The sequence below is a fragment of the Microbulbifer variabilis genome (genome assembly GCF_052467165.1).
In genome coordinates, this window is the sequence record NZ_CP174301.1 from 200,802 (window position 1) to 223,696 (window position 22,895).

At 51.3% G+C, this 22,895-nt stretch carries 17 protein-coding genes; 7 read left to right on the plus strand and 10 right to left on the minus strand.

The features are described 5' to 3' along the window. Positions 1–2 precede the first annotated feature (2 nt). The 3 genes from ACJJIP_RS00925 to ACJJIP_RS00935 all read left to right on the plus strand — a co-directional run bounded on the left by ACJJIP_RS00925 (position 3) and on the right by ACJJIP_RS00935 (position 2,856). The gene (locus ACJJIP_RS00925) at positions 3–620 is read left to right on the plus strand and encodes an energy transducer TonB (RefSeq protein ID WP_282952259.1); all 618 of its coding nucleotides are present in this window, start codon (positions 3–5) and stop codon (positions 618–620) included. 11 nt (positions 621–631) lie between these two features. Then, positions 632–1,984 (plus strand): tetratricopeptide repeat protein, encoded by a 1,353-nt coding sequence (locus ACJJIP_RS00930; protein WP_020414280.1) that lies wholly within the window; start codon positions 632–634, stop codon positions 1,982–1,984. 221 nt (positions 1,985–2,205) lie between these two features. Continuing rightward, entirely contained in the window at positions 2,206–2,856 is a 651-nt protein-coding gene (locus ACJJIP_RS00935; RefSeq protein WP_020414281.1) for an energy transducer TonB, read from the plus strand. A gap of 47 nt (positions 2,857–2,903) precedes the next feature. Here the strand turns inward: ACJJIP_RS00935 and ilvD are convergent, their stop codons facing one another. The 7 genes from ilvD to ACJJIP_RS00970 form a co-directional block, all read right to left on the minus strand. Further along, positions 2,904–4,739 carry a dihydroxy-acid dehydratase gene (ilvD, locus tag ACJJIP_RS00940; protein WP_444946038.1) on the minus strand — a complete coding sequence of 612 codons (1,836 nt, stop codon included), beginning with the start codon at positions 4,737–4,739 and terminating at the stop codon, positions 2,904–2,906. A 126-nt stretch (positions 4,740–4,865) separates the two neighbouring features. Then, positions 4,866–6,188, minus strand: a complete 1,323-nt coding sequence (gene argA, locus ACJJIP_RS00945) for an amino-acid N-acetyltransferase (protein ID WP_020414283.1) — start codon at positions 6,186–6,188, stop codon at positions 4,866–4,868. Positions 6,189–6,303: 115 nt separating this feature from the next. Continuing rightward, positions 6,304–7,467, minus strand: a complete 1,164-nt coding sequence (gene argE, locus ACJJIP_RS00950; protein WP_444946039.1) for an acetylornithine deacetylase — start codon at positions 7,465–7,467, stop codon at positions 6,304–6,306. Beyond that, entirely contained in the window at positions 7,445–8,323 is an 879-nt protein-coding gene (locus ACJJIP_RS00955; RefSeq protein WP_444946040.1) for a DMT family transporter, read from the minus strand. The genes argE and ACJJIP_RS00955 overlap by 23 nt, the downstream gene beginning before the upstream one ends. A gap of 181 nt (positions 8,324–8,504) precedes the next feature. Then, entirely contained in the window at positions 8,505–10,205 is a 1,701-nt protein-coding gene (locus ACJJIP_RS00960) for a thiamine pyrophosphate-binding protein (protein ID WP_353375545.1), read from the minus strand. Between the two features lie 182 nt (positions 10,206–10,387). Then, on the minus strand, positions 10,388–11,662 hold the full coding sequence (locus ACJJIP_RS00965) for an inorganic phosphate transporter (protein WP_020414287.1): 1,275 nt from the start codon (positions 11,660–11,662) through the stop codon (positions 10,388–10,390). Between the two features lie 10 nt (positions 11,663–11,672). Beyond that, positions 11,673–12,350, minus strand: a complete 678-nt coding sequence (locus ACJJIP_RS00970; RefSeq protein ID WP_020414288.1) for a TIGR00153 family protein — start codon at positions 12,348–12,350, stop codon at positions 11,673–11,675. A 148-nt stretch (positions 12,351–12,498) separates the two neighbouring features. Between ACJJIP_RS00970 and tfpB the strand changes: the two genes are divergently transcribed. From tfpB to ACJJIP_RS00985, 3 genes are all read left to right on the plus strand, one after another. Continuing rightward, positions 12,499–14,274 (plus strand): type IV pilus assembly ATPase TfpB, encoded by a 1,776-nt coding sequence (gene tfpB, locus ACJJIP_RS00975; RefSeq protein WP_353375546.1) that lies wholly within the window; start codon positions 12,499–12,501, stop codon positions 14,272–14,274. A 150-nt stretch (positions 14,275–14,424) separates the two neighbouring features. Continuing rightward, positions 14,425–17,268 carry a bifunctional [glutamate--ammonia ligase]-adenylyl-L-tyrosine phosphorylase/[glutamate--ammonia-ligase] adenylyltransferase gene (glnE, locus tag ACJJIP_RS00980; protein WP_444946041.1) on the plus strand — a complete coding sequence of 948 codons (2,844 nt, stop codon included), beginning with the start codon at positions 14,425–14,427 and terminating at the stop codon, positions 17,266–17,268. A 59-nt stretch (positions 17,269–17,327) separates the two neighbouring features. Continuing rightward, positions 17,328–18,281, plus strand: a complete 954-nt coding sequence (locus tag ACJJIP_RS00985; RefSeq protein WP_020414291.1) for a branched-chain amino acid transaminase — start codon at positions 17,328–17,330, stop codon at positions 18,279–18,281. A gap of 79 nt (positions 18,282–18,360) precedes the next feature. Here ACJJIP_RS00985 and ACJJIP_RS00990 read toward each other — a convergent pair whose 3' ends face one another. After that, complete coding sequence (locus ACJJIP_RS00990) at positions 18,361–19,704, minus strand: UDP-glucose dehydrogenase family protein (protein ID WP_353375549.1); 1,344 nt, start codon at positions 19,702–19,704, stop codon at positions 18,361–18,363. Next, a complete protein-coding gene (locus ACJJIP_RS00995; protein ID WP_444946042.1) occupies positions 19,704–21,068 on the minus strand; it encodes an O-antigen ligase family protein in 1,365 nt (454 codons plus the stop codon). The genes ACJJIP_RS00990 and ACJJIP_RS00995 overlap by 1 nt, the downstream gene beginning before the upstream one ends. 270 nt (positions 21,069–21,338) lie before the next feature. On the opposite strand from ACJJIP_RS00995, the gene ACJJIP_RS01000 reads away from it, so the two are divergent. Next, positions 21,339–22,229: an ELM1/GtrOC1 family putative glycosyltransferase gene (locus ACJJIP_RS01000; protein ID WP_444946043.1), complete on the plus strand. Its 891-nt coding sequence runs from the start codon at positions 21,339–21,341 to the stop codon at positions 22,227–22,229. Here ACJJIP_RS01000 and ACJJIP_RS01005 read toward each other — a convergent pair. Then, complete coding sequence (locus ACJJIP_RS01005) at positions 22,226–22,891, minus strand: YrbL family protein (protein WP_444946044.1); 666 nt, start codon at positions 22,889–22,891, stop codon at positions 22,226–22,228. The genes ACJJIP_RS01000 and ACJJIP_RS01005 overlap by 4 nt on opposite strands. Positions 22,892–22,895 lie beyond the last annotated feature (4 nt).

The window sequence follows — 22,895 nt, forward strand, 5'->3', positions numbered from 1 at the left end:
CTATGAATCCGGTAAGACTTCTTGGGGCAGGTACGTTGGCGGTAGCCACCACCTTCGGCCTCATCTTCACCATGCATCAGCTGATTCAGGCAAACATGAAGGCTCCAGAGGAAAAGGAGCAATTCAAAGTTGCCGATGTGGTGATGCCTGAGCAGAAGATCGAAACACAGTACGATACGACCAAACCGGTGAAACCGGAGGAGCCAGAAACGCCTCCGCCGGAGATGCCAGAGCCTGAGTTTGAAGACCCGAATATTGATACCAGTATCAGTGTTGCTGCCCCTAGAGCAGGTGGCGGCGTCAAGTTGTCGGGCTTCAGCTTTGGTGAGGGGGATTATCTGCCAATTGTTAAGGTGCAGCCTCAGTACCCTCGACGCGCCCTGCAGCGCGGAATGGAAGGGTATGTGATTGTGGAATATACGGTGACCACAAACGGTTCTGTACGTGACCCCATCGTAATTGAAGCTTTCACGCTAGATGGTAAGCCTACTTCTGTTTTCAACAGAGCTGCGCTTAAGTCTGCACTGAAATACAAGTACAAGCCGCGGGTAGTCGATGGCAAGCCGACCGAAGTTCCCAATGTAAGGACTAAGATCAGCTTTAATATGGCCAAAAACTAAGGGGAAGCACTATGAAGTTGACAAGCATTAGCAAAAGTTTGTCCAAGCTCGCTCTGCGCACCTCAGTAGCGCTGCCCCTGGTCTTGGCACCAGCAGTCAGTGTTACCGTGCTTGAAGCAGCGGGTGTTTCCGCATCTTTCGCCTCGGCACAGGCACAAGAGCAAAAAAAGCCTAGTAAAGAAAAGACCCGTAAAGTTCCGGCAATGCGCGAAGCTGCGTATAAAAAACTGGAAAAGGCCCAGGAAGCTGCAGATGCAGAGGATTGGGCGGGTGCTCTTGCTGCGCTGAAGGAAATGGATGCGAGCAAGAAACGGTACAATGGCTATGAAATAGCACAGATGTACAATTTCTTTGGTGTGGTTTACTACAGTACCGAGCGCTACAAAGAGGCTATTCCTTACTTCAAGAAAGTGCTGAGTCAGGGTGAAAAAAACCTGCCAGTAGCACTTGAAGTGGGCACTTTGTTTACCTTGGCCCAACTTTATTTCGTAACCGAAGACTATAAGCAGGCGATCAATTACTTGAACCAGTGGTTCAAGGTTTCTGATCGTATTACTGCAGATTCTTATGCATTGCGCGCTCAGGCTTATAACCAAGTTGGTGACCAAGCTAAGGCACTGAAGGATATCAACGTAGCGGTATCCATGTATGAGAAAGAGGGCAAGGTACCGAAGGAAGGCTGGTACGGGTTGCAGCAGTTTGTGTATTTCGAGCGCAACGACTACAAAAAAGTAGCGGGTGTTCTGGAAAAATTAGTGCAGTATTACCCGAAGCCGGTGTACTACAAAACTCTTGCAGCTATGTACGGTGAGCTTAAGCGTGACAAAGACCAGCTTCATATGATGGAAGCAGCTTATATTGCTGGTGCTTTGGAGAAAGATCGGGATTTACTGAACATGGGCTATCTCTTTATGGGGCATGAAATGCCTTATAAAGGTGCCAAGGTTATTGCCAAAGGTATTAAAGAGAAGAAGATCCCTCGAACAGCTAAGAACCTGGAGACTTTAGCCCAGGCTTACCAGATGGCTCAGGAGCTGCAAAAAGCAATCCCTCAGCTGGAGGCTGCAGCTAGCTTGTCGGACAAAGGGGAAATTTACTCACGTTTGGCCGGTATCTATTTGGATCTGGATCAGAATGAGAAAGCCATTTCGATGGGCAAGAAGGCTTTTGCAAAAGGCAAAATTAAGCGTGTCGATCAGCTCCACATCGTGATGGGTATGGCTAATGCTAACCTGAAACGTTATGACGCAGCTTTGGTAAGTCTCAAGAAAGCTTCAAAAGATGAGCGCTCTAAAAAGTCTGCGCAGCAGTGGATCGCTTACGTTGAGGGTGAGAAAAAGCGTGAAGAGCAGTTAGCGATTTAATTTCCTTCAATTATTTACCTTTTTTTAGGAGGCCATACAGAAATGTATGGCCTTTTTTCTTTTCTAGAGTTCTCTCAATTGCCCAGGCTAAATAACCTGTATTAATGGACTATTTGCATTTTTTCGTGAATTGACTAATGATTAGAGTCAGCTGATCAGCTTTTTCCATTTCGGCACCCCAGATGCCGTTTTTGCACCCTAACAATAATAGGAGAGGTGTTATGGATAGAGCTTGCCCGCCGATTTCCAGCCCTGAATTTCTACTTACCTATCAGCTTTCTGGCTATGCCAAAGGTTTGGCCTATGCTGCCCTGATAACTCTCGGGTTGATTTTTTTAATGAGCCAGTTGATTTCCACTAATTTTGTGGAGCCGGTGGCTAAGCCGTTACCGACGATTCAACCAATAGATATCACTGAGAAAAAGGTGGTAACGGTTAAAGAGTACCAGGCACCGCCCAGCCCTCAGGATATTCCGCCACCAATTCAGCGCACTGAGGTGATCAGAGACGTAGAGATTATAGATACCATACCAACGGTTGCTCCGCCGGTTGCTGAAACTGGGGGTAACCCGGTTATTGTATCGAGAGAACCTTTGCCTGTTTATAAGCCCGCACCGCGTTACCCTAGTGTGGCTATGCGCAGAGGCATGGAGGGTTACGTAGTTGTGGAGTTTACGATAACCAAAACCGGAGCGGTGCGTGATGCCCAGGTAGTTGGGGGATTCGACAGCGCTGGGAACCCTACCAATGTATTCAATCGCTCGGCACTGGCAGCGGCTGAGCGATTTAAATACCAGCCGCAAATGGAAGACGGTCAGCCTGTAGAGCGCTATGGTGTGCGTAATCGTATTACTTATAAGTTGGCGCAATGAAATAAAAAACGGCCCTCAAAGAGGGCCGTTTTACTTCATGTTTTTAGTCAATCAATTTCTCGCACCGCGCCCCGATCAGCACTGGTGGCGAGTAACGCATACGCTTTAAGAGCTTTACTAACCTTGCGGGGGCGAGATTCACCCGGTTTCCAGGCTTGTGGGCCGAGGCTGACCATATCCTGGCGGCGTTTCTCGAGCTCCTTATCACTAATCGCGACCTCTATTTTTCGGGCGGGAATATCAATATGTATTGGATCTCCATTTCGCACTAAGGCGATAGTGCCACCAGAAGCTGCTTCTGGTGATACATGCCCGATAGAGAGGCCGGAAGTTCCGCCTGAGAAGCGACCATCAGTAATTAATGCACAGTGTTCCCCTAATCCCTTGGATTTCAGGTAGCTGGTGGGGTAGAGCATCTCCTGCATACCGGGGCCGCCTTTGGGGCCCTCATAGCGCACTATCACGGCTTCACCTTTGTGAACTTTGCCCTTGAGAATATGCGAAACCGCCTCCTCTTGGCTCTCAACCACATGAGCTGGGCCTTCAAAATGCCAAAGCGCCTCGTCTACGCCGGAAGTTTTCACTACGCAGCCATTAGGGGCCAGGTTGCCGAATAAAACTGCCAGCCCGCCCTCAGCAGAATAAGCGTGCTCGGCTGAGCGAATACAGCCTTGCTGGCGATCGACATCTAGAGTTGGCCAGCGGCAGGCCTGGCTAAATGCGGTCTGTGTGGGAATTCCTGCGGGACCAGCCCGGTAGAAGTCACGCACCGATTGCTTATCGGTGCGAGAGATATCCCATTGCTTTAGTGCATCCGCTAATGAGACACCGTAGGCTGTGGGCAGGGAGGCATCAATTAACCCAGCAGATTCCAATTCGCCGAGAATCGCCATTACCCCACCGGCTCGGTGGACGTCCTCAACATGGTACTTCTCTGTGTTAGGCGCGACTTTGCACAGTTGCGGTATCTCGCGGGAGAGTCGATCGATATCCTGTAAGTTGAAGTCGATATCGCCCTCCTGGGCAGCGGCGAGTAGATGTAATATCGTGTTGGTCGAGCCACCCATGGCGATATCGAGAGCCATGGCATTCATGAAAGCACTGCGGTTGGCGATATTGCGAGGCAGGGCGCTCTCGTCATTTTCTTCGTAGTAACGCTTCGTTAGCGAAACGATTTCTCGTCCTGCGCGCAGGAACAACTCTTTGCGGTCCGCATGGGTGGCCAACAGGGTGCCATTGCCTGGCAGTGAGAGGCCCAGTGCCTCAGTCAGACAGTTCATAGAATTTGCGGTGAACATGCCGGAGCATGAGCCGCAGGTAGGGCAGGCGGAGCGCTCGTACTCTGCAACCTCTTCATCAGTTGCTGTATCCGTAGCAGCGATCACCATCGCATCGACAAGATCCAGTTTATGATCGGCCAGCTTGGTTTTACCGGCCTCCATTGGTCCGCCAGATACAAAAATAACCGGGATATTCAGACGTAGAGCGGCCATCAGCATTCCCGGAGTGATCTTGTCACAGTTGGATATACATACCAGGGCATCAGCACAGTGTGCGTTGACCATGTATTCTACTGAATCGGCGATAATCTCACGGCTGGGCAGGCTGTAGAGCATGCCGTCGTGGCCCATGGCAATGCCATCATCTACGGCGATGGTATTGAATTCCTTGGCGACACCACCGGCTCGCTCTATCTCCCTTGCCACCAGTTGTCCCATATCCTTCAGGTGTACGTGGCCCGGCACAAACTGGGTGAAAGAGTTGGCGATGGCGATAATCGGCTTGTGGAAATCGGCGTCGGTCATTCCTGTGGCTCGCCACAGTGCCCGGGCGCCGGCCATGTTGCGTCCGGCGGTGGAGGTACGGGAACGATATCTGGGCATGGTACAAGCATCCGGCTGTGTAAATTAGAGCGTCAGCTTATCAAAAAAATCCGATATCTGGGATATTTTCGCGCAACTTGATCAAGTTGCGCGACTTACTAGGATGAAAATTGCGGATGGAGCGGTTTATGCAGGAGGGCTGGCAGTGATGCGTTTACGCAGAATCCGCGAATTGCGCTGAATATTGTAGAGAGACTTGCGAGATGTGGGCAGGTCCTTGATCGCCACTTGCTTAAACCCCTGCTCAATAAACCAATGCTCGGTCTGCGTGGTGAGCACATAGAGCTCATCGACATTTAGGGTGCGGGCCTGACGCTCCAGGTGTCGCATCAACTTGGCGCCACGGCCACCGCCGCGGAATTCGGGATGGCTGGCCACACAGGCAATTTCCGCTGCTGATGTGATCCCGCTGTCATCTCTGATCGGGTAGAGAGCAGCACAAGCCACCGGGGTCCCATCGACTTCTACCAGAGTGAAATGCTCAATCTCTGCTTCGAGCTTTTCCCGAGAGCGACGTACCAGGACACCCTGCTTCTCCAGCGGGCGAATAAGGCCGAGAATGCCACCAACATCGGTGATACGCGCACGGCGCACCACTTCATAGCTATCCCGGTAGATCATGGTACCGGCACCCTCGCGGCGAAACAGCTCCTGGATAAGAGCGCCATTCTGACAGTAGCTGAGCAAATGGGTACGAGCGATCCCGGAATTACAGGCGCGTATGGCACACCCTAGAGCTTTGCTTCGTACTCGAGCAGAAACTTGTTCAGCCTGTACAATACTGAGTTCGTGAACCGGGTTACCGTCCAAGATTAACTGGGCAGGTTCGCGGAACAGTACCAGCTTCTCTGCTCGTAATACCCGCGCTGCCTCCGCTGCCAGGTCGAGGTAGTTGATATTGAACAGTTCCCCTGTCAGCGAAGTGCCCAGTGGAGAGAGCAATACCAGCGCACCCTGGTCTAAGGCTTGCTCAATGGTATTGACTTCCATTCTCCGAACGGTACCTGTCCAGCCCAAGTCGACACCATCAAGCACTCCGCAGGGCCGTGCGGTAACCAGGTTACCGGAAATCACTTTCAAAGCTGAGCGGGCCATAGGGGAGTCAGGTAGACCCTGTGAAAATGCGGCTTCGATATCAAATCGCAATCTACCCACCGCAGCTTTAATTATCTCCAGGCTCTCTCGATTGGTGACCCGGTTATTGTCGTGAAAGCGGCTCTCTATGCCGCTCTCAGCAAGGGCCCGGTTCACTTGGGCGCGGGCGCCATGAACGACTACCAAGCGCACGCCGAGGCTGGCGAGTAGCGCTAGGTCATGCACTAAATTACGGAAATTGGTGTGTTCCAGGGCGTCACCAGGGACTCCAATCACCAGGGTGCGACCGCGAAGATCGTTAATATAGGGTGCCGCATGGCGGAACCAGTTGAGGGAGGCGCTATCGTCGCTCACTAATGCCTTTCCGTTTACTGAGGTACTTGCCAGCTTAAAGACAAGTATTGGAGGTTTTATCTACTCCAGGCGAAGTGCCCAGACTCCTGCTGTATGCCGAGTTAGGGTGCTGTGCTTATAGGCAGAAGCGGGCTATCAGTTTGCGTAATATATCCACCATGGGATTGATACGCTCTAGCCCAAGGTATTCATCTGGCTGATGGGCTACGTCAATATCACCTGGACCCAGCACAATAGTGTCAATGCCCATGCTCTTCAAGTAGGGAGCCTCTGTAGCGAAGGCGACGCTTCCGGCGGTATGGCCACAGAGTTTTTCTGCAGTCTGCACCAGCTCAGAATTCTGCTCTTGCTCGAAAGGTTGTGCACCTGGAAATAGGGAAATCACTTCCAGGCGAATTCTGTCGTTGTCGATACAGCTGGCTAGACGTTTTTGCAGTTCAGCGCGCAGGTCTGTCAGATGCATGCCTGGTAGTGGGCGCACATCGAATTGCAATTCAGTAGAGCCGCATATTCTATTAGGGTTGTCGCCGCCATGGATGCAGCCCAAGTTCAAGGTTGGGACAGGTACGGCAAAGCCCGGGTTATTGTATTTTTGCTGCCATTCGGCTCGCAAAGACATCAGCTCTCCAATTACTGAGTGCATGGCTTCCAAGGCATTGGCGCCAAGGCTGGGATTGGAAGAGTGACCGGACTGGCCGGTGATTCGCACTGCCTCCATCATTATCCCTTTGTGCATGCGTATAGGGCGCAAGCCGGTGGGTTCACCTACTATCGCAAAGCGCCCGTGGGGTTTCCCTGCTTCGACCAATGCCTGTGCCCCAGCCATTGAGGTCTCTTCGTCGGCCGTTGCAAGAATCGTAAGGGGTTGGCGCAGAGGCTTATTTAAGAAGGACTTGGCCGCCTCAATGGCAAGGGGGAAGAACCCTTTCATATCGCTACTACCGAGGCCGTATAGGCGATTGTCTCGCTCTATCAGCTTGAAAGGATCGGACTGCCATCGGCCCTCATCATAAGGCACTGTATCGGTATGTCCGGATAAAATCAGTCCGCCATTGCCATCGGAGCTGCCGCCCAAAGTGGCGATCATGTTGGCCTTGAGAGGGTTGCCTTTCAGGGGCAACAATTCCACTTTAAAATTGAGGGCTTCCAGCCAGGTTGCCAATAGTTCCACCACCGGTCGGTTCCCCATATCAAGCGCTGGATCTGTGGCACTGATACTCGGGGTGCCAACAAGCTGGCGCAGTTGCTCCTTGAGGTTAGGTACTGCGGTACTCGCCATAGTGGATCTCCCTTTTCCTGTTGCGCCATTCGCTAATTATTACGGCTGCGGTAATTACACCACCTCCCACTGCCAGTTTTGTGATATCGGCTTCTCGATTCCAGATTAACAGGTTTACCAATAAGCCCGCGGGAATCAAGGCGTTATTCATAGCTGCCAAAGTTGTGGCGGAAACCTGGGTAACGCCTTTGTTCCAAAGAAAGTAGCCAAGCCCTGATGCGGCCAGCCCTAGCCAGATTAGTACACCCCACTGAATTTCGTTTTGCGGATATTTGGCTTCACCCAATAGTGTCCAGGCTGTCACGGTAACTAAGCTGGCACCCAGGAAAAACCAGCCGAAAGTTTGCCTGGGCTCAAGTGGCTGTCGGTGCTGCATGAACTGCTTGTAGGCTACTTGGCCCAGTGCAAAGCATAGATTTGCCCCTTGGACCATGGCGAATCCATTCCAGTAGTCGCCATTCGGTTTATCCCAGCGAATAATAGCTGCCCCGGAAACTGCTAATAGTGCGATTGCCAGATTCCATAAAGAGACTCGTTTCTTGAGTAGGTCGTATAAAAGGGCAATATACAGAGGAGTAAATATGGTAAACAACAGGACTTCCGGGACGCTCAGAAGTAGGAATGACTGGTAATAAAACAAATACATCAGCCCAAGCTGTACACCACCAATAGTCATAAGGGTTAAGGCAATGCGAGTGCCTGAGCGACGCCACCGCAACATGGGCAAAAATAGCAGGGAGGCGAGTAATACCCGGCTCATTGCGGAAAAGTAGCTATCCACCTGGCCGGCCAGGTAAACCCCGATCAAACTGAAGGAAAGGGCCCAAAGGAAGGTGACAAAGAGTAGCAGTGGCATGGATAAGACGTAAGCTTTTAAGTAATGGACATTATTATGTTCAGGAAAAGTAGTATTACCGGCGTGCTAGCCAATTGGAAGCAGTGCTATAGAGCACTTAGATTTTGTAAATAGAGGCTAAGGCTGGGCGACTAATACTCTTACTTGAGAGCTGAACGTAGTTCTCATTTTACCTGGTTTTTTACATGCTTCGGTTTGCACGGCCGTTATTACGCGCAACCTGGTTCCCCCAGCGCAGCAGATTCACATTGCAATCGTTGCGGTCGATGATCACTTCTATCAGGCAGAGCCCTTTACGGCTTTTAGCCTCCTTAATAGCTTTATCCAGTTCCCCCTCGGTACTGACTTTACAGCCCCAGGCATCACCTTCTCCCGCACTAAATACTTCAACTAATTGGGCGTAGTTCCAGTTTTTAATCTTATTGTAAGGGCCATCATGGATTTCCACTTCAATGGTATAGCCACCGTTGTTGATCAGGAAAATAATCGGGTCGACCTGATAGCGGATCATGGTGGAAATTTCTTGTGCAGTCAGCTGGAAAGAACCGTCGCCAATACAGGAAATAAGGCGGCCTTTGTCCTTCCCCAGTGCGTAACCAAGAGTCGCTCCTACTGACCATCCAATACTCCCGTATTGCATCTGGATTTCAAATTGTGCATCTTCAGGCAGGGATAGCTCCATACCGTTAAACCATGAGTCCCCTGTTTCCACCAGCAAAGTGCTTTTACGGTCGAGCAGTTTCTGTATTCGTGTAAACAGTTGCCGGATAGATAGTGGAGTCTTGGCTTTGCCTGGCTGAGGAATGTGTTTTGGACTGCTGACTCTTCGGTAGGCCTTGAGTGCACCATCGTTGGGTTTGAGTTGTCCTACAAGAGCTTCAAGCAGGTCGTTCATGTGCACATTGCTGTAACAGGTCTCCCCGAGTTGTATTGAGGCCGGGTGGCAGAAGATTGCCCGGCTTTTTTCAAAACCCAGTTGGTGTCCGGTAGTTGTGTAGTCAGTGAATTGTGGTCCTGCGAACAATAGCGCATCGGAGGTATCAATTATCTCACTACAACCTGGCGTACTCACTGGCCCCCAATAGATCCCCATAAAGTTCTCGTGTGCCTCAGACACTATGCCCTTAGCATCGGGCATGGTGGCGAGGCCGTAACTACAGCTTTGGGCCAAATCGCGAAGGGCGATGCGGGCATTGGCTGCACGGATTTTACTTCCGGCGATCAGTACCGGTCTCTCAGCGGCATTAAGGAATTCGGCAACATGCTTGGTTGCAGCGTTGAGGGAATCGGGATCGCTGGTAGCGCGCCTGGCAAAACCGCGGGGTATGGGTGCGGAAGTTGGAGCATTGGCGACATTTGCGGCGATCTCAATGTATACCGGTTTGCGGCGCAACATTGCCGTATCAATTGCGCGATCGATAGCGGCGGGTGCCAGTGAGGGGTGGTGGATGATCACGGTTTCTGCGGTTATGCGGGAATACATCTCTCGCTGATAGCTATAGTCGACCTTGCCCAATGTGTGATGCAAGTATTCCCACTCAGCTTCAGAATTGGTATTTGGCCCACCAGAGATAGCGATTAGCGGTAGGTCCTCGGCATAGGCTCCTGCAACGGCATTAATCATGCTCAATCCACCAACGGAGAATGTGACCACCGCCGCTGATGGCCCACCAGTGGCACGTGCATAGCCATCGGCGGCATAGCCAGCATTTAGCTCATTGCAACAGCTGATCATCTGTAAGTCTCTGTGCATCAATAGCTGGTCCAGCAGTACCAGGTTATAGTCGCCAGGTAGAGCAAAATAATGCCGGACTCCCGCATCTTTTAACCTCTGCGCGAGGTAGGTTCCGACAGTCCATTGGCATGTGTTAGTAGTCTTCATTGCAGTGGAGGCCAATTGCTTGGAGAGGCTGGAATTCCCGGCTGATAAAAGGGCAGGCTATCTCGCCCTGCGTTGCAACAGCGTAGCTCAAACAGGTAGATGGCGAATTTAGAGGCAATAAAAAAGGGAGGCTTTTGGGGCCTCCCTCTAATCGACTTTTCTTAAAGCCTAAGACTGGCTTATCAGCCAAATATACCTTTAAACAAGTAGAAGAACAGGATTGCAATACCGGCACCTGCGGGCAAAGTTACTACCCAAGAAGCTGCAATGGTTGTGATCATACGCAGATTCAGGGCGCCAATACCGCGTGCCAGGCCAACACCGAGAACTGCGCCAACCAGGGTATGGGTCGTGGAAATTGGCAGTCCAGTTCCCGAGGCCAGAACGACGGTGGCGGCAGCCCCCAGCTCGGCGGCAAAACCGCGGCTCGGAGTCAGCTCGGTAATTTTCTTGCCAATAGTGGCCATTACCTTAAAGCCGTAAGTGGCAAGACCCACAACAATTCCCAGGCCACCAAGGAGCAGAATCCAGGAGGGCATAGTGGCTTTGGCGGTTACCGCACCGCTCTGGATAGTGTTTACAACCGCTGCGAGTGGGCCTACTGCATTGGCCACGTCGTTAGAGCCGTGGGCAAAAGCCATGGCACAGGCAGTAAAGATCATCAGAATCGCGAAGACTCGCTCCACATTGGCAAAGCGATTCTCGGATTCTGCGGAGGGGTCGCGCTTCACGCGCTTGAGCATGGCAATACCGATACCCGCCACAATAAGACCGGCAATGGCTGCGATGCCTGCATCCTGCACGAAAGTCAGCTGGATATTGGCATCTTTCAAGACATGTTTCAGGCCCTTGGTCAGGGTCACCATCGCGATCATCCAGCCTACAGCGAACATGTAGAAGGGAATATAACGCTTAGCGTTATTGAATGGATCTTCGGTATCGAGAATCAGCCGCTGAACGCTGCGGAATAACAGGAAGGAGATAGTGCCAGCTAGCAGAGGAGAAACCACCCAGCTGGCTACAATACTGCCAACTTTACCCCAGGCCACAGCGTCGGCAGAGATGCCAACTGCAGAAAAGCCGACAATTGCACCAACGATTGAGTGGGTAGTCGATACTGGCCAGCCGAGGATGCTCGCCACTAGCAACCAGGTGCCGGCGGCGAGAAGGGCAGATAGCATGCCGTAAACCAGCAACTCTGGCTGCGAGGCAAAGATTTCCGAGTCAATAATACCCTTGCGAATGGTGGCAGTTACCTCTCCGCCAGCTAGGTAAGCACCGGCAAACTCGAAAATCATGGCGATAATGATCGCCTGCTTGATAGTCAGTGCGCGCGAGCCCACAGATGTACCCATGGCGTTGGCGACATCATTTGCACCAACGCCCCAGGCCATAAAGAAGCCTGCGACACAGGCCAAAATCAACAGAATATGGCCGTATTGACTAATAATTTCCACGCTGAACCCCCTAACGTGCCAACAACAACTGCAATCGGTTGCCCACGCTGTGGGCGCGGTCGGCTAGTTCGCCGATCCATTCAATAACGCGGTAGAGGAACATTACATCCACCGGCGGTAAGTCTTTTTCTATGGCGAAAAGCGCAGCGCGAATTTCAATTTCCAGCTTGTCTGACTTGCGCTCCAGCTCGTCCAGCTCTTCAGTCATGCGCTTTGCGATGGTGACCTCACGGCCGGCGAAACCACTTTCCAGCAGCTCATCCAGTTCGTTAATGGCGCGCAGTGCCTGGGATGAGGTCGCCACAGCACTTTCAACAAAAGTGGCCATGAGCGGCTGCAGGCTTTGTGGGATTTGCATTTTCCTGCCCACTGCCAGCCCGGCGATATCCTGCGCGGTGTTGGCAACCTCATCTTGCGCGTGCAACAGCTCCAGCAGATCGGATCTGGAGACCGGCATAAACAGGCTGTCCGGCAGGTGCAGGCGCAGATCTCTTTTGATGTCATCTGCGCGGTTTTCTGTGGCAGAGATGCGCAGTTGAATTTTTTCCGCCTCTTCCAGATCACCTTTGATCAGTGCGTCAAAAAACGGAATCAGATCGGCTGAAGCCTCGTGGGCCGTAGCCATATGCTTCTCAATCGGCTTGATTGGAGAGCGGCCAAACAGATTGGCAATATTCGACAGGGCCATGGTTAGCTCCATTGCTCAGGGTGCGAAACGGCGGCATGGTACCCCAATCGGAGCAACTTCGGTAATAGTGCGTTAACGATGCACTGTTGTACCCTGAGGATGGGGCTACAATGCGGCGTCGCCATATGAGAATAAAGGGGGTTTACCAATGGCAGAGAGCAAAGCCGCGGACAGGCTGCTGGACTTACATGGGCTGCTGGATGACCTTGTCGGTCAGGGCTATGTGAGCAGGCAGGATGCTAACCGGATTGTAGGTACTCCGCGTACTGCTGAGCAGGCACAAATGCACCCTCTCAGCTACATCGCAAGCTGCGACCTCGCCAACCGGAAAGCCCCCGGAGCCCTATTGAACAGCGAAGTTCTCAGTGCCTGGTTAGCAGATATTTCCTCTCATGCCCTCTATCATATTGACTCGCTTAAAGTGAATGTCAGTGCGGTGACCGAGGTGATGAGCTTCCAGTTTGCCAAGCGCCATCAGATCTTATGTGTTGAAGCGGGAGCAGAAGAACTCTTGGTTGCAACTGCACAGCCTTTCGCTAGGGGCTGGGAAGAGCAGTTGGAGCACACCAGTGGCCGTATGGTACGGAGAGTGGTGGCGGACCCCGCAGATATTAAGCGCTATTGCGTGGAGTTCTACTCTCTTGCCAACTCCATTTCTGGGGCCAGCGGCCTGCAAGGTACATCTACTGCGAACAATTTTGAGCAGTTGCTGGAGCTCGGCAACCTCAAGGATCCCGAGGCCAACGATCAACATATCGTCAATATTGTCGACTGGCTGCTGCAACATGCCTTCGACCAGCGCGCCAGTGATATCCATATCGAGCCAAGGCGGGAAGTGGGGCGAATCCGTTTCCGTATCGATGGTGTGCTGCACCCTATTCACGAGCTGCCAGATCAGGTGAATGCTGCTGTGACCAGTCGCCTGAAAATTCTCGGGCGAATGAACGTGGCTGAGAAGCGAAAGCCCCAGGATGGACGTATCAAGACCAAGCGGCCCGATGGCAGTGAAGTGGAGCTGCGCCTCTCTACGTTGCCTACAGCCTTTGGTGAAAAACTGGTGATGCGAATTTTCGACCCCGAAGTGCTGGCGCGCTCCTACAGTGACCTGGGCTTGGGTGGTGAAGATTTGTCCCGCTGGCAAAAAATGTTGTCGCGTCCCAACGGCATTGTACTGGTAACAGGGCCTACGGGGTCGGGAAAGACCACCACTCTGTATACAGGCCTCAAACAGTTGGCTACCAGCGCGGTGAATGTCTCCACGGTGGAAGATCCGATTGAAATGGTTGAAGAGAGCTTCAACCAAACCCAGGTGCACCACTCTATCGGTTTCGATTTTGCCGCAGGTATTCGGACCCTGATGCGCCAGGACCCGGATATCATTATGGTGGGGGAGATCCGGGATCTTGAGACAGCGCAGATGGCGGTACAGGCGGCGCTTACCGGGCACTTGGTGATCTCCACCTTACATACCAACGATGCCCCTACGGCGGTCACTCGATTGCTTGACCTGGGGTTACCTCACTACCTACTTAAATCGACCATCCTCGGGGTAATGGCGCAGCGACTGGTTCGCACCCTGTGCCCGTCATGCAAGCGTGCGGATAAGATAGCAGAGGCCGATTGGCAATCCCTGGTGCGCCCATGGAAGGCTCCGCTCCCGGAAAAGGTATATGCACCGATAGGTTGCCTGGAGTGTCGTAATACCGGTTATTTGGGACGTCAAGGCATTTACGAAATATTGCCGTTCAGTGAGCCTGTCCAAGCACAGGTTACCCCTGATTGCGATCTGCAGCAGCTGCGTCGTCAGGCAATGCGAGAGGGTATGAGTAGCTTGCGTCTCTCAGGTGCCAAAAAAGTGGCAGCCGGCCTGACTACCGTTGCGGAAGTGTTGCGTGTAGCTCCGCCGCCAGACATTGCGTTTTAAAGTTTGGAGCTGGATTGCCTAGCTGGTGAAGAACAGGTGGAGGTATTAAGAAGCTAGCTGTTCTAAGCTGCTGGCTTCAAAATTGAATTCGGCCTAGGAAAAAATGAACAGGCACACCAGCCTCATAGCTGCTCTAAGGATTGATACCCCATGTTCGACCACGCCAATTGCCCCGAGTCACTCAAACACCAGCTGGATTCATTGTGGAGTGATTGGTGCGAACAGGCGGGCACTGCTTTTAGTGATGAGGTGGAGAGGCTTACAGAAGAGCGGGCCCTAGAGCCGGGATTGGCAAGAAGCTTTATCGGTTCTGAGTTTTTTCACCGTCATTGCTGCCGGCAACCTCAGTTCTTGGTTGAGCTGTTAAAAGCCGAGGATCTTGGGCTTGCACTGCCAGACTTCAATAGTGATGAGAGCCTCGACAGCGCACTGAGGTTTCTGCGCAATCGCGCTACCGCGGAGGTGATATTCCGCGATTTTGCCGACCAGTGGGATATTCCACGGACTTGCCTGCGCCTGAGTGAGTTGGCGGAGCTTTGTATTGATACGGCGCTGCGATGGCACCATTCCCAGCTGGTAAAGCGCTACGGCGAGCCGCGGGATAGAGAAGGGCGTGCGCAATCTATGGTAGTGCTCGGTATGGGCAAGCTGGGTGCGCGAGAGCTGAATCTATCCTCAGATATAGACCTGATCTTTGCCTATCCGGAACCCGGCCACACAGATGGCGAACGGTGCGTGGAAAACCAGAAGTTTTTTCAGCGTTTGGGACAGCGACTAATCAAATCATTGGATGCTATTAATGCCGAAGGCTTTGTGTTTCGTGTGGATATGCGTTTGCGCCCCTATGGAGACAGTGGCCCGCTTGTGAGCCATTTTGCTGCACTGGAGGACTACTACCAGACCCAGGGACGCGAATGGGAGCGCTATGCCATGGTCAAGGCGCGTCCTGTGGCCGGTAATAAGGAAGTTGCGGCAGATTTGATGGAGCTGCTGCGCCCGTTTACTTATCGTCGCTATATCGATTTCAGTGCGATCGATGCGTTGCGGGAGATGAAGGCTTTGATTCAACGCCAGGTGCGTGCAAAAGGCCTAACAGACAATATCAAGCTCGGTCGAGGTGGTATTCGCGAAGTCGAATTTATCGCCCAGGCGTTCCAGTTAATTCGCGGTGGCCGCCAACCGGCACTGCGTGAACGCAACCTGTTGAAGCTCCTACCACTATTGGAAAGTGATGGGCATGTAGAGCCCGGTGTAGCCTCTGAATTGGCAAACTGTTATCTGTTACTGCGCCGGGTTGAGCACGCGCTACAAGCTTATCGAGACCAGCAAACTCAAGCATTACCCCAAGATGATAAGGAACGTCAGCGGCTTGCTTATGCCCTGGGGCGAGATGACTGGGGACAACTCTTCGGGGAGTTGGCATCGGTGCGCAATGTAGTCGAAAGTGAATTCGATACTGTAATCGCGCCTCCGGAGGAGATCGCTGAGCCGCGTGTAGCGGAGGAATGGCAGGGGCTTTGGGGCAGCTGTAATGAGCCGGGAAGTGAGGAGATCAACCTGCAGAGCTTGGCGGATGCTGGCTTTGTCCCTGCTGGGGAGGCCCTGAATCTGTTGCGGGAGCTATCCAACTCACCAATGGTGATCGCATTGCCTGCTTCATCCCGGGAGCGCCTGGACCAGTTTATGCCTCTGCTATTGGCGGCAGCCAGTTTACAGGAGCAGCCGCTGCTAGTGCTTGCTAGAGTACTGCCCCTAGTGCGCTCAGTACTGCGCCGCAGCGCCTACCTGGTTTTGATCAATGAAAACCCACCGGTACTGAGCCAGCTAGTGCGGCTTTGTAGTGCCAGCCCGCGAATTGCAGAGCAGCTCGCACGCCACCCGATACTTCTGGATGAATTACTGGATTCACGTCGCCTGTTAGCGCCGGCTACAGCGGAGGATATTGCAGATGAGCTGCGTCGAGAACTATTGCGCGTTGATCCTGCTGATTTGGAGCAACAGATGGAAGCGTTGCGTTACTTCAAGCAGAGTCAAAGCCTGCGTATTGCTGCCCAGGAGGTAAGTGGGGCTCTGCCGCTGATGAGAGTGAGCGACTCCCTCACTTGGCTTGCTGAGGCAATTCTACAGCAATCTTTGCATCTGGCCTGGGCGCAGATGGTGGGCAAATACGGCTTGCCTGCAGGCGCTACCGTAGAGGATATGCGTTTTGCCATTATCGCCTACGGTAAACTTGGCGGTCTCGAGTTGGCCCATGGATCTGATCTGGATATTGTGTTTGTGCATGATGCAGACCCCCAGCTCAATACTAGCGGGGATACCAGCATTGATAACCAGCGTTTTTATACCCGTCTGGCGCAGCGCCTGATCCATATTCTGCAAACGCGCACATTGAGCGGACCACTCTATGAGGTGGACACTCGCCTGAGGCCCTCTGGTAATTCAGGGCTACTGGTCACTTCTATGGCGGCATTTGACAAGTACCAGCGTGAGAGTGCCTGGACCTGGGAGCACCAGGCAATTGTGCGCGCCCGGCCGGTGACTGGTAGCAGCCGCCTGTGTGAGGATTTCCAGGAGCTTCGTTTGAGATTGCTTTGCGAGCACAGAAATGAGCAGAAATTGCGCGAGGAAGTGATCGCAATGCGAAATAAAATGCGCTCCCATCTCGATAAGAGCAATGATCAAAAGTTCGACCTGAAACACGGAGCGGGCGGTGTTGTCGATATTGAGTTTTTGGTTCAATATGCTGCTCTGGCCTGGGCGCAAACTGCGCCCTCGATAGTGCGTTATACCGATAATATTCGCATTCTCGAAAGTCTGATTGACGCGGGCCTGATGCCAGCCAAACAAGCTGGACATCTGATCGACGCCTACAAAGCCTACCGATCTGAGGGTCATCGCCTGGCACTACAACAACGGCCAGGGATTGTGAGCGATGACCGATTCACAGCGGAAAGAAAGACCGTTCAAACAAACTGGCAGCAATTGCTCGGTTAAAGGCCGGCTACCTCCTGCTGCCCGATTAAACTGTTTTTCAGGATTTGTAGGAGTTTCCCATGTCTTTTGCCGACCGCGACGGCGTTATCTGGTTTGACGGTGAGCTGGTCCCCTGGCGCGATGCACGCGTTCATGTACTGACCCATACCCTGCACTACGGGATGGGAGTGTTCGAGGGGGTACGGGCTTATGAAACTGACCGAGGCGCCAGTATTTTTCGCTTGCTGGACCATACCCGCCGACTATTTCGCTCTGCAAAAATTATGAATATCCCAATGCCATTCGATGTTGATGAGCTGAATGAAGCTCAGCGTTTGGTAGTGAGGGAGAATAACCTGCATCAGGCCTATCTGAGGCCCATGGTGTTTTTCGGATCCGAGGGAATGGGGTTACGTGCTGAGGGTCTCAAAACCCATGTCATCGTAGCTTCGTGGGAATGGCCCAGTTATATGAGCCCGGAGGCCTTGGAACAAGGTATCAAGGTGAATACCTCCTCCTACACCCGCCATCATGTCAATATCAGCATGTGTAAAGCCAAGGCCAATGGCAATTACATCAACTCTATGCTGGCTCTACAGGAGGCTGTGCGCAACGGTTGTGATGAGGCGCTCCTATTAGACCCAGAAGGCTATGTGGCAGAGGGGAGTGGAGAGAACTTTTTCATCGTTAGCGAAGGTATCATCTATACGCCGGAGCTTACCTCCTGCCTGGATGGAATTACCCGCGATACTGTAATTGAACTCGCCAGGGAATGCGGATACAGGGTGGTGGAGAAGCGGATTACCCGGGACGAAGTATATATTGCCGATGAAGCCTTCTTTACGGGCACTGCGGCTGAAGTACTGCCGATCAGCTCTCTAGATGGGCGTTCAATTGGCAGTGGTCGGCGCGGGCCAATCACCGGCCGCTTACAGAGTCTCTATTTCGATGTGGTTCAGGGACGTAGCGCCGCTCATCGGGGGTGGTTGAGCGATGTCACTGATGCACCTGAAGTAAATATTCGAATTGCTTAAGATGCTGGTCAGAGATAATAAAAAACCCGGTGAAAACTGGGTTTTTTATTACTCATCAAACTTGTAATTATATTATTTATTATGGGGCTGCATTGGTATCAGGCCTTCCCACACAATAGTAATCAAATCCATCTTCCTGCATTTCGCTTGGCTCATACTGATTGCGGCCATCGAAAATGACTGGAGAAACCAAAGTTGCTTTCAGTTCATCTGTATCGATGCTTTTGAACTGTTGCCACTCTGTAGCGATAATCAGGGCATTGGCGTTATGCAGTGCCTCATTTTTTGATGCACAGAGTTTTAGGTCTGCTCGATTTCCATAGATACGGCGACACTCTTCTATGGCTTCTGGATCGAAAGCCTGAACCCGTGCACCCTGCTCCCACAAGCGTTCTAGTAGGATACGGCTCGGTGCCTCTCGCATGTCGTCAGTGTTGGGTTTAAAAGAAAGGCCCCAGAGCGCAAAGGTTTTCCCTTTCAGGTTCCCCTTAAAATGTCCCACAATTTTCTCGGCTAGATAGTGTTTCTGCTGTTCGTTGCGTGATTCGACTGCAGAGAGGATGTCCGCCGACAAGCCTAATTGCTGTGCAGAAGAAATCAGGGCTTTGACATCTTTTGGGAAACAAGAGCCGCCATAACCGATGCCAGCATAAATAAAGTGATAGCCAACCCGTGGGTCAGAGCCGATACCTTTGCGCACGGCCTCGATATCAGCACCAACTTTATCGGCAATATTTGCCATCTCATTCATAAAGCTGATTTTGGTAGCGAGCATACAGTTAGCCGCATACTTGGTCAGCTCTGCGCTTTTAACATCCATAACGAGAATCTTCTCGTGGTTGCGATTAAATGGCGCGTATAGATGGCGGAGTTTTTGCTCCGATTCGGCCTCAGAGGTGCCTATTATGATGCGATCAGGGCGCATGCAATCTGAGACAGCAGATCCTTCCTTGAGAAACTCCGGATTTGAAATAATATCAAATGTTAAATCGGGTCTATTGCGGCCAGCTAGCTGCTGTTCGACTGTCGCGCGGACTTTGTCGGCAGTACCTACGGGCACCGTTGACTTTGTGATAATAAATTTTTTGCTGTCCATATGTTGCGCAATAGTCTTTGCAACGGTAAGGACGTGTCTAAGATCGGCGGAGCCATCCTCATCTGGTGGCGTGCCGACCGCAATAAAAATAAGCTCTCCATGTTCAACACCATAAGCGGCATTGGTCGAGAATGACAAATTGCCGGTGTTGATCCCACTTTTCACCATCGGTTCAAGGCCTGGCTCGAAAATAGGGATATGCCCCTGTTTCAGACGCTCGACTTTGTCATTATCAATATCAATACAGACTACTTTATTGCCGGCCTCAGCCAGTACAGCAGCTTGCACCAGACCTACGTAACCGGTGCCGAAAACGGTGACATTCATCAGTTTGACTCAATATTTGGAGGAGTTTGTTTCTGGTAGATCTGCTGGTAAGCAGAGCCCGAGGGCCTGAGTTTACCTTGCTCAAGATAACTGCGGGCCAAAAGGATTGCGAGAGGAGCCCAATAGAAGAACCAGATGTAGTTAGGTTTGACCAAAGGTTGTTGGGCGTAAATTAGCATCGCTAAAGTACCGAACAGGAACCAGGCAACATATAAGCCTGGAACCCAACTAAGTAGGTTTTTCTTGGTTGCGACAGTGTAAAGCACGCCTAGCCCCTGCCAGGCACAAGCTGCGATGCCGAGTAGGCCTGTAAAGCGAGCCACATCCAAGAGGTAGTTATGTGGATGAGGCAGTACATAATTTAGCGTGATAAATTGCTTGTGAACCAGCCCTGAGCCAACGATAGGGGAGAGCATAAATTCTTCGAAAGTTTTGCCCCATAGTTCCAGGCGAGCTGAATAGGCGACGCTTCGATGGAATAGCGGCAAGTCACCAAACATAATAAAGTAGGCAAAGGGTATAGCAGTAAAAAGTACCAGTGCCACAAGTATTTTGAATATACGCGAAGGAGTTAGAGTTGCTGAGAGTAGAATAGCAACCCCTGCCATTATTATCGGAATTTTGGTCTGTGAAAGAAAAATATAGGTGCAGGAAATCACTAATCCAGTCCAAGATAGCCAGCGCCAAAATAGAGAGGAGTGCCTGATTCCATAGCAGCAGAACAACGCGTGGAAGCCAAATAGCATGCCGGTTTTATCAATATTCCCTTCTAAAGATATTCCACCTATACGGTAAAATTTCTGAAACCCACCATCAATACCATATGCAATTAATGAGGCGATCCCGGAAACTAATCCCACTACAATTATTGCAAGTAATAGGTTTCGTAAAATTTCATCTCCATATTGTTCTAATAATAGATATATCGCACAGTAAAAAGCCGCTAAATAGAGTACCAGCTTCCAGTAGTATGTTGCCTCTCGCACGACATCAGCATTCGCACCGTCGGCCCAAAAAGTGGATAGTGCCAATATCAAAGGAAGGCTGCAAAAAGCAACAAATTGCCATGAAAATATGAACGAATAGTCTTTTCTCCAAGGCAGCAGAAAAAGTGTCGCTGGCAGTAAAGTTAAATAGAAGCTTGTTTGTACGCCCGAGACCTTGGGAGTCAGGTAAAAACCGCAAAGCAGAAGGAATAGCCCCAAGTAAACTATGCGGAGCGGTATAGAGACCCACCTGGAATCTTGCCTTCGGTAACGTGCTGGAGGGAGTGGATTAGAGTTACTTCCAGTTTCTGACATAACTAAGTGTGTAGTTGATAATGTTTCTGCTTTAGGCAAACAAGGCTTGCTGAAGCTGCCCATGGGTTGCCAACGGTAAATGCTATAGCAATACTCTGGGGAGCTTAAGATGGATACAATCTTCGAAATAGGTAATATATTTAGTGCATTGATAAGTTTTAGATGTGCAGGGTTCTAAGCATCCGCACAACCGGCTGGAAGGTTATACTGGAAGAGGTGAGGGTTCAACAGTGGCGGCCCCTGTAAAAGCATCTACAAGATTTTAGCAATTGGCGCCAGTAAGTTGATGACTTGTTTAATAATTGGCCTCTGTTTGCATATCAAGGATTTCTTTTGCAACTGACAATATGGTGCTTTCTAGATGGTAACCGCGCACACGAAAAGCAAAGTGCGGCATTGATCACTGGGTTGCGAAGTAGTTTCGTGGGCCAGGTTAGGAGCTTTGATATCTCCACTTCCATTACGGCCTCTAATATCCTTTTCGGAACTGCCGGTGAGATTCCCAAGCTCCCTAAGCCGGATTTTCTGATTGGAACTGGCCGCCGAAGTCGTTTGCCTATGTTAGCTGCACGTCACCGTTTTGGGGGGCGTGCAGTAGCTATTAACCTCCCACAGTTGCCATTTCGCTGGTTTGACTTTTCGATAGTGCCAGAGCACGACCGCCCGCCTCCTTTAGATAATGTGATTCTCAGTCAGGGTGCACTGACAGGCCCTTTGCCACAAGGGTCTAAAAAATCTGGGCGGGGGCTAATATTACTGGGGGGACCAAGTAGTCACTATTTATGGGATGACAGTTCTCTTCATCACCAAGTGGATCAGTTACTTCAACAACCTCTTAAATGGCAGTTGTCCAATAGCCGCAGAACTCCTGAGAGCACGATTACTTCACTATTGGTAGACAATGTCCAGATGGTGGATTGGCGTACCTGCTCCCCCATGTGGTTACAAGAAGAGATGGCGGCGGCTGAGCAAATTTGGGTTAGTGAAGACAGTATCTCTATGCTGTTTGAATCTTTACAGAGCAGTGCCCAGGTGGGTGTTATACGTGTGCCAAGTCGAGCACGATCCAATAAAGTCAGGGCTGCGGTGCAAAGGTTGGTAGACCAGGGAATTATTAGTGACCAAGTAGCTGAGGTGGCAAAACAAAAGCGACGAGAGCCTTTGGATCAATATCTCCTATGTGCCCAGGCTTTACTCCGCCGCTGCGACTTGCCATTTCGCTAGTGTTTGAGGCCTTGAGACTCAAACTTCCTCCAGGGAGTTTTCTTATCTGAAATCTCCCACTCAACTCGAAGCCACATGCGCCGGATTCGCCGCTGAATGTAGCGTTTGGCGAAGAAGTCAGAAATTTGAGGCAAGGGCAAAAAAGATGCACAACCCAAGCCATCAATAATATAAATTTCTAATTTTTCATTTTCCCTGCGTACAACTAGATTGTGTGCAATCAGGTTCTTGGTCAGTACACCATACTCCAAGAGCCATGCTGCAAAGCGTTCAAGGGCAGATCTTATTTCACTGTTTAGGCCATGCTTATTCAGATATTGGCGCAAGGTAGGGGCTGGGTTGCCCTCGCTCTCCAGGATAAGGTCTGTTACTGCACCGGGGCCCAGACTGGTTTGTTGTATCCCGTACCAGCGAGGTAAATGTCGCCAGAGGCCTTCTTTATTTTGCTGGATAGCTTTTTGCGAATAGCCTTCTTGTTCACGCAAATTATCATCAAAATCATCTTCACCGCGCCACTTTTTGTACCATGGTGCTCGTCCGAGCAATTCTGCGGTGCGCCCTGGGCGCATAACCTTTATGCAGAGCAGAGGTTTCTCTGGATGGCGGTAGCAAAAGCGGTTTCCACCACTGGCAAAAGGCTTACTGTAGCCTAAATCAATCACTATA